The sequence below is a fragment of the Microbispora sp. GKU 823 genome, from assembly GCF_002027145.1.
Lineage (GTDB): Bacteria > Actinomycetota > Actinomycetes > Streptosporangiales > Streptosporangiaceae > Microbispora > Microbispora siamensis.
Genome location: NZ_MWJN01000185.1, coordinates 1 through 8,153, shown reverse-complemented (window position 1 = coordinate 8,153; position 8,153 = coordinate 1). Strand labels below are relative to the sequence as shown.

At 70.1% G+C, this 8,153-nt stretch carries 6 protein-coding genes and 1 pseudogene; 6 read left to right on the top strand and 1 reads right to left on the bottom strand.

What is annotated here, in order from left to right; all coding sequences use genetic code 11:
• From B1L11_RS43390 to B1L11_RS43370, 5 genes are all read left to right on the top strand, one after another.
• A partial coding sequence (locus B1L11_RS43390; RefSeq protein ID WP_256863415.1) for a glycoside hydrolase family 18 protein occupies window positions 1–933 on the top strand: 933 nt, incomplete at its 5' end.
• A gap of 371 nt (window positions 934–1,304) precedes the next feature.
• Window positions 1,305–2,663, top strand: coding sequence for a cellulose binding domain-containing protein (locus tag B1L11_RS43385; protein WP_079320973.1), 1,359 nt, complete (start codon window positions 1,305–1,307; stop codon window positions 2,661–2,663).
• A gap of 5 nt (window positions 2,664–2,668) precedes the next feature.
• On the top strand, window positions 2,669–4,282 hold the full coding sequence (locus B1L11_RS43380; protein WP_143737979.1) for a chitinase: 1,614 nt from the start codon (window positions 2,669–2,671) through the stop codon (window positions 4,280–4,282).
• A gap of 34 nt (window positions 4,283–4,316) precedes the next feature.
• On the top strand, window positions 4,317–5,795 hold the full coding sequence (locus B1L11_RS43375; RefSeq protein ID WP_079320971.1) for a carbohydrate-binding protein: 1,479 nt from the start codon (window positions 4,317–4,319) through the stop codon (window positions 5,793–5,795).
• Window positions 5,796–6,162: 367 nt separating this feature from the next.
• Complete coding sequence (locus tag B1L11_RS43370) at window positions 6,163–7,536, top strand: hypothetical protein (RefSeq protein WP_079320970.1); 1,374 nt, start codon at window positions 6,163–6,165, stop codon at window positions 7,534–7,536.
• 19 nt (window positions 7,537–7,555) lie between these two features.
• On the opposite strand, the gene B1L11_RS43365 is transcribed toward B1L11_RS43370, so the two are convergent.
• Window positions 7,556–7,966 (bottom strand): hypothetical protein, encoded by a 411-nt coding sequence (locus B1L11_RS43365; RefSeq protein ID WP_079320969.1) that lies wholly within the window; start codon window positions 7,964–7,966, stop codon window positions 7,556–7,558.
• Window positions 7,967–8,076: 110 nt separating this feature from the next.
• On the opposite strand from B1L11_RS43365, the pseudogene B1L11_RS55645 reads away from it, so the two are divergent.
• Window positions 8,077–8,153: pseudogene (locus B1L11_RS55645) on the top strand (hypothetical protein); the annotation flags it as partial.

Below are 8,153 nucleotides of genomic sequence, written 5' to 3'. Positions count from 1 at the left end.
CGCGCGGGCCGTGTCGCCCAGGCAGGGGCTCCCGCGCGGGCCGTGCCGGCGCAGGCCGCCGCGGCCGCTCCCGTGCCTGAGGTGACGGTCACCGTGACCGTCACCCAGTCGCCGTCCCCCTCGCCGGGCCGTATCAGGATCGGGTACGTTCCGCAGCGCGGCGCGTACGGCGCCACGTCCACCGTGCGCGACCTCGACACGAGCGGGCTGGCGGGCAGGCTGACCCACGTCCTCTACGCCTTCGCGAACATCGACCCCGGCTCGCTGACCTGTCTCACCGGGGTCACCCGGCCGCCCGCGCCCGACCCGAACGACCCCGACCAGGGCGACGGCGCGGGCGACGCCTGGGCCGACTACCAGCGCGGTTTCACGGCCGCCGAGTCGCTGGACGGCGTGGCCGACCCTCCGGACGCCCCGCTCGCGGGCAACTTCAACCAGCTGAAGAAGCTCAAGGCCCGCCACCCCGGCCTCAAGGCGCTGATCTCGATCGGCGGCTGGACCTACTCCAAGTACTTCTCCGACGTCGCGCGCACCGCCGCCACCCGGCAGAGGTTCGTCAAGTCGTGTCTCGACGCGTACATCAGGGGCGACCTGCCGGGCGCCGGGGGCAGAGGTGGTCCGGGGAGCGCGGCGGGCGTCTTCGACGGCATCGACGTCGACTGGGAGTGGCCCGGCGGCGAGGGCCACCTGGGCAACCACACCGGCGTCGACGACAGGCGGAGCCTGACGGCCCTGCTGGCCGAGTTCCGCGCGCAACTCGACGCGCTCGGCGCGGCCACCGGTCGCCACTACCTGCTCACGGTCTACGTCCCCGCCGACGCCGATCGCATGGACGCCGGGTTCGACCTGGAGAAGCTGGTCGGCCTCGTCGACTTCGTCAACGTGCAGCGCGACGGCCGGCACGCCGTCCGCGAAGGCGCGATCCTGCGCTGACCCCGGGCCACCGTGCTCGCCTCAACCGTGCCCGCCTTAACGGGCGAGCAGCCGGCCCTTAACGTGCGCATAACCCGGTCCCGCGTGCCTACCAGCGATGACAAGGTTCGTTAGGAACGCTGTCGAATTGGGTCTTGTGAACCAGCGACCGCGAAGCTACGATCCGTACAACTCTTAGGAAACTTTCCTAAAAGAACGACCGGGAGCCGACTATGGCCCTTCCTCACCCCTAGCGTCTTCCTCTCGCGTCCCGTCACCAGACGCCCTTGAGTGCCGTACGGCCGGTGCTGTTCCGATCGGCCGCCTCCGTCAGGCGCCGGCCGTACGGATTCCCATGACCTCCCCGTTCACCCCCCACAGAGGTTGTGTCCATGCAAACCAGGTACGTCTGGCGTGCGCTCGCCGCGATCGCCGCACTCGCGCTCGCTCTCGTCGCGCTGCCCGCCGAGGCCGCCACGGTCAAGGCCGTCTTCTCCGCCGACTCGGACTGGGGCTCCGGCTACCAGGGCCGCTACACCCTCACCAACACCGGGACCGCCGCGACCTCCGGCTGGACGGTCGAGTTCGACCTGCCCGCGGGATCGACGGTCGGGTCCTACTGGGACGCGCTGATGACGCGTTCCGGCGACCACTACACCTTCAAGAACCGTGAGTACAACGGCGGCTTGGCTCCCGGCGCCTCCACGACGTTCGGCTGGGTGAACAGCGGGCCCGGCAAGCCGGCGAACTGCCGCCTGAACGGCGGCTCGTGCGACGGTGTCACGACCTCGCCGTCCCCCTCACCGAGCACGTCTCCCAGCACGTCCCCGAGCCCGTCTCCGAGCGCGTCGCCCAGCCCGCCCCCGCCCGTGCCAGGGGCCCTGCGCACCGCGCCGTACGTGGACATGGGCGCCTGGCCGACTCCGAGCCTGAGTGCGATGGCCTCGGCCTCCGGCCTGAAGAGCTTCACCCTCGCGTTCGTCACCGCGTCGGGCTGCAAGGCGATGTGGTTCAACGCGTACGACCCACGGCAGAAGTGGGCGAAGGACCAGATCGACGCGATCCGGGCCGGTGGCGGGGACGTCAAGGTGTCCTTCGGCGGCGCGACCGGCATCGAGCTCGCTCAGGCGTGCACGGACGTGAACGCGCTGGTCGCCGAGTATGACGCCGTCGTCACCGCCTACGACCTGAAGTACATCGACCTCGACATCGAGGGATCGGCGGCGGCCGAGCCCGCCTCCATCGCCCGCCGGTCGCAGGCGCTCGCCCGGCTGCAGCAGGCCCACCCCGACCTGAAGATCTCCCTCACGCTGCCCGTGCTGCCGAACGGCCTGACCGCCGACGGCCTCAACGTGGTCCGGTCCGCCCGCGACGCCGGAGTCAGGCTCGACGCCGTCAACGTCATGGCGATGGACTACTACCAGTCCGTCGACTACGGCGACGCGGCGGTCCAGGCGGCCAACAGCACCTTCGCGCAGCTCAAGAGCCTGTATCCCAGCCTGTCCGACGCCCAGGTGTGGCGGATGGTCGGGGTCACGCCGATGCTCGGCCAGAACGACGACGGCCGGATCTACAACCAGGACGACGCCCGCCAGCTCGTGGCCTTCGCCAAGGACAGGCACCTCGGCCTGCTGGCCTTCTGGGAGATGACCCGCGACCGCAACGCCTGCACCGGGGCGCTCTACTCCTGCACCAACATCCCCCAGTCGCCCTACGAGTTCTCCAAGATCTTCGCTTCGTACACGGGATGAGGCACATGAAGAAGCTCATCGGCCTGGGCGCGGCGGCGTCCCTCGCCTTCGCCGGCCTGCTCACGGCGACGTTCACCGGCCCGGCCCGTGCCGCCAACATCGCGGCGAATCCGGGGTTCGAGTCGGGCCTGTCGGGGTGGACGTGCGCGTCCTCTGCGCAGGTGGTGTCGAGTCCGGTGCACGGCGGGTCGAAGGCGTTGTCGGCGACTCCGGCTGGCGGTGACTACGCCCGGTGCCAGCAGACGATCAGCGTCAAGCCGTCCACGACGTACGCGCTGTCGGCGTGGGTGCAGGGGAACTACGTGTTCCTCGGCGCGACGGGCACCGGGGTGAACGCCCAGACGTGGGGATCGCCGGGGTCGTCGTGGTCGCAGTTGTCCACGTCGTTCACCACGGGGTCGTCCACCACCAGTGTGACGATCTACGTCAACGGCTGGTACGGCCAGGGCGCCTACTACGCCGACGACGTCGTCCTCGACGGCCCGGGCACCCCGCCCTCGCCCTCCCCGTCCCCCTCACCCTCGGCGAGCCCGTCCGCATCCCCGTCGCCGTCGCCATCCCTGTCACCGTCGCCATCGACCTCGCCGAGCCCGCCGCCGCCGGGAGGGAAGCGGCTGATGGTCGGCTACCTGCACGCCTCGTTCGCCAACGGCTCCGGCTACGTCCGGATGGCCGACGTCCCCGACGCGTGGGACGTCATCGACCTGGCCTTCGGCGAGCCGACCTCGCCCACGTCCGGCGACATCCGGTTCACCCGCTGTCCGGTGACGGAATGCCCGAACGTCGAGAGCGACGCCGACTTCGTCGCGGCCATCCGCGCCAAGCAGGCGGCCGGCAAGAAGGTGCTGATCTCGATCGGCGGTCAGAACGGGATCGTCCAGCTCACCACCACCGCCGCTCGCGACAAGTTCGTCCAGTCCGTCGCCGCGATCATCGACAGGTACGGCCTGGACGGCCTCGACATCGACTTCGAGGGCCACTCGCTGTCGCTGAACCCCGGCGACACCGACTTCCGCAACCCGACCACCCCGGTGGTCGTGAACCTCATCTCCGCGATCAAGACGCTCAAGGCCAGGTATGGCGCGAAGTTCACGCTCACCATGGCCCCGGAGACGTTCTTCGTCCAGCTCGGCTACCAGTTCTACGGCCCGGGCCAGAACGGCACGGCCGACGCCCGCTCCGGGGCGTACCTGCCCGTGATCCACGCGCTGCGTGACGACCTGACCCTGCTGCACGTCCAGGACTACAACTCCGGGCCGATCATGGGCCTCGACAACCAGTACCACACGATGGGCGTGGCCGACTTCCACGTCGCCATGACCGACATGCTGCTCACCGGCTTCCCCGTGGCCGGTGGCGCGACCTTCCCGCCGCTGCGTCCCGACCAGGTCGCGATCGGCCTGCCGGCCGCGCCGTACGCCGGCAACGGCTACACGAGCACCGCCGAGGTGCAGAGCGCCTTCGGCTGCCTGGCGAAGGGGACGGGCTGCGGTTCCTACCGGCCGCACGGCGTCTTCCCCGGCCTGCGCGGCCTGATGGCCTGGTCCGTCAACTGGGACAAGTACACGGGCTCCGAATTCTCCCGCTCCCACAGGGCGTATCTCGACGCCCTGAAGTGATCCCCCCACCCACCCCCCACCTTTGCGAGGAAGAATGCAGCTTCGCTTCGGTACGGGCCGGCGCGCCAGGGCGGCCCTCGCCCTGCTCGCCTCCCTCCTCCTGGCCGTCGCCGGACTGATCGCGGGAACGACCGCGTCCGCCTCGGCGGCCCCGAACAGCGTGGTCATGCTGGCCTACCCGGCATGGGCCCCGAACACCTGGTACGCCATCGGCGCCCGGGTGACCTACAACGGCGTCGACTACGAGTGCATCCAGGCGCACACGTCCCTGACCGGCTGGGAGCCGCCGAACGTCCCGGCCCTCTGGAAGCAGGTCAGCGGCGGGGGCAACCCGTCCCCGAGCCCGTCGCCGACGGCTCCGTCCGGCGCGCCGGGCAAGCCGGGCAACCCGGCCGTCACCGGCACCACGAACTCGTCGATCTCGCTGTCGTGGTCCGCGTCGAGCGGCACGGTGACCGGCTACCGCGTCTACGAGGGCACCTCGGTCAAGGCGACCGTCAGCGGCACCAGCGCCACGGTCTCCGGCCTCGGCACCTGCACCACCCACACGTACACGGTCAAGGCGTACAACTCGAACGGCGAGTCCGCGGCGAGCGGTTCGGTGACCGGCACCACCACGGGCTGCACCAGCGGCGGCGGTAAGCTGCCCGGCGCGCCGTACTTGTACGAGGGCTGGGGCAACCCGCCGAACCCGGCCACGGTCATGAACGCCACCGGGGTCAAGCAGTTCACGATGGCCTTCATGCTCTCCGGCGGCGGCTGCACCCCGGCGTGGGACGGCTCCCGCCCGCTGTCCGGCAGCGTCGACGCCACCGCGATCTCGCAGATCAAGGCCGCAGGCGGCAACGTCCAGATCTCCTTCGGCGGCTGGCAGGGCAACAAGCTCGGCCCGAACTGCTCCAGCTCGTCCGCGTTCGCCTCGGCCGTCCAGCAGGTCATCAACGCCTACAACCCGGCCGCGGTCGACTTCGACATCGAGAACACCGACGAGTTCGAGAACGAGGCCGTCCAGGACCGCATCCTCGGCGGGCTGAAGATCGTCAAGCAGAACAACCCGAACGTCAAGGTCGTCGTCACCTTCGGCACCAGCACGACCGGCCCGACCTACTACGGCACCCGGCTGATCAACCAGTCGAAGGCGCTGGGCGTGAACATCGACAACTACACGATCATGCCGTTCGACTTCGGCGGCGGCGCCAACATGTACCAGAACACCGTCAACGCGGCCGAGGGCCTGAAGAACGCGCTCAAGACGGCGTGGGGCTGGACCGACGCCCAGGCATACGCCCACATGGGCATCTCGGGCATGAACGGCCTGTCCGACCAGCAGGAGCTCACCTCCGTGGCCACCTGGACCCAGATCCGCGACTGGGCCAACTCGCACGGCCTGGGCCGGCTCGCCTTCTGGGCGGTGAACCGCGACCGCGGCTGCCCGGGCGGCGGCGTGGTGTCGAACTGCAGCGGCATCGCGCAGAACGACTGGGACTTCACCAGGATCACCGCGGGCTTCTGACCCGCCTCGTACCGACGGTGAGAGGGATCCGGGCACGGCCCGCCGGACCGGATCCCTCGCCGCCGCGAGAGGCGTGAGCGCGCCTACCCGAGTCGGGCGCCCATGAGCAGGCGGCCGGTCCGGCGGGGACGACCCCCCTACCCGCCGCGCCGGTCGCCCCCGTGCGTGGGGGCGAGCAGGCCGATCAGCATCCCGACGATCACGGCCACGGCAAGGGTGATCCACAGGCGAATTTTCATCGAAGTCTCCTGAATGTAACGCTCCGTGGTCACAATACCCCGAATCGTGACGGATTGCGATGGCCGGGTCGCCGAATCAGGGATCGAGTCGCCTGTTTTGCCATTCGTCAGGCAGGCTTGGCATCGTCATGGAATACGCGATCCCCACCAGCATCGTCCTCGTCGCCGGCGTCGTGCTCGCGCTCGTCGCCCAATGGAAGGGCTGGCGGCCGTCCCTGGCCGTCACGCTCACGCTCGGCATCGCCGTACGCGTGCTGATCATGGTTCTGTCGGCCAGGGACACCCAGTGGCAGCCGGTCGACTACGTCAACAGCTTCCAGCCGGCCGGCGTGGCGATCCTCGACCACCGCGACCCGGTGCTCGAGAGCAACGGCGGATGGCACTTCCTCCCGACGATCCCCTACATGTACGGCCTGCTGCTGTGGCTGGGCATCCCGTGGGAGTACGCCGGCCGCATCGTCACCGTCGTCGCCGACGTCGTGCTGATCCCGCTGGTCGGCAAGCTGGCCGGGGCGCGGACCGAGAAGCTGCGCGCCTTCCAGTACGCCTGCAACCCCCTCGCCATCCTCGTCGCCTCCGTGCACGGCCAGGTCGAGCCGGTCTCCCTGGTCTTCGGAGTCGCGGCGTACGTCGTGGCACGCGGCCCGGGCGACTGGCGGCGGCCCGAGCCGCTGCCGTGGGCCCGCCTGCGGCTCGCGAACCGTGACCTGCCGCTGCCCTGGATTTCGCCGGGACAGATCGTGCGGCGCATCGTCCACCCGTCGCAGGAGGACCGCGCGGCGACGGGCCGGGCCGTGTGGGCGGGGCTGCTCATGGGGCTCGCGCTCTGCGCGAAGAGCTGGCCGGTGATTCTCGTGCCGGCCCTGCTGATGTTCCTGCCCGGGCTGCGCAGCCGCCTGGTCTCGCTGGTCGCGACCGGCGTCTCGCCGGTGTTCTTCCTGCTGACGCTCCCGATCGGCGGCTGGACGGAGTGGCGGCAACTGCCCGAGGTGCTCAACACCATCGGGCTGCGGCCCAGCGACGTCCGTCCGATCACGGGCGACTGGGGCTGGACCGCGCTGGTCAGCGGCGGCAACTGGAACCTCGACCCGCTCCCGGCCAGGATCGGCCAATACCTCATCTACGCCGCGATCGTCGCCTGCCTCGTCTGGTGGCGTAAGGCCGACCCGGTCGACGTCACGATCGCGATCCTGCTGGCCTTCATGATCTTCACTCCGCGCCTCGGCGCGCAGTATCTGCTGTGGTTCATGCCGTTCCTGGTCGCCCGGCCCACCCGCTGGGCCTGGCCGGCGATCCTCGGCAGCACGCTGTGGGCCGCGATCGGATACATCGTGCTCACGCAGTTCAGCGGGCCGAAGTGGGGCGAGCTGCACGCGCCCTGGGCGATCAGCTCGCTGGTGCTGTTCCCTGTGCTGATCGCGGCCATCCCGTGGCGCCGCAGGCACGCGGCGACCATACCGACGCCGGTCCCGGGGGAGAAGAAGACCGTCCCCGCCGCCTGAGGCGGGGGTCCCGCCGGTCTCAGGTCACGATGAGGCGGACCATATGGCCGTGGCTCTTGAAGCCGGGCGGGTCGCCGTCGAGCATTCCGGTCACGCACTCGAACACGCCCGGCGCGGCCTGCCGTACGAAGAAGACGGTCTCGGCGATCGCCGACAGCAGCCGGATCACGTCGCGGAGCACGTGGACGCCCTCCCTGTCTCCGGCAAGCGACACCGTCACCTCGTACACACCGTCGTCGAGCAGGCGCTCACCGGTCAGCAGCCACTCCGACCCGCACGCGCGGCGCAGGTGGGGAAGCAGATGCACCTCGGGTTCCTCCGTCACCCAACCGTCTCGTGCCATCGCGTCGAGCAGGGCGGACACCTGTGGCTCCATCGCCGAGGCGTCCGCGATCCCGGTGAGACGCTCGTCGTTGTCCCATCGCCGCATGATCAGACCCTAAGCCGGAGCACCGCGGCGCACCCCGCAGACGCTCCGTGTCGTGCGGATAGAGCCGGGCGCGGCTGGACGGCCTTACCCGGATTTGGGCTGTTCGGGCTGCGGGAGAGAAGATCCGGCGGGTGCTGACCAACGACCCCGGCATGGGCGTCATCCGGCACGTGGACGCCGGATACGA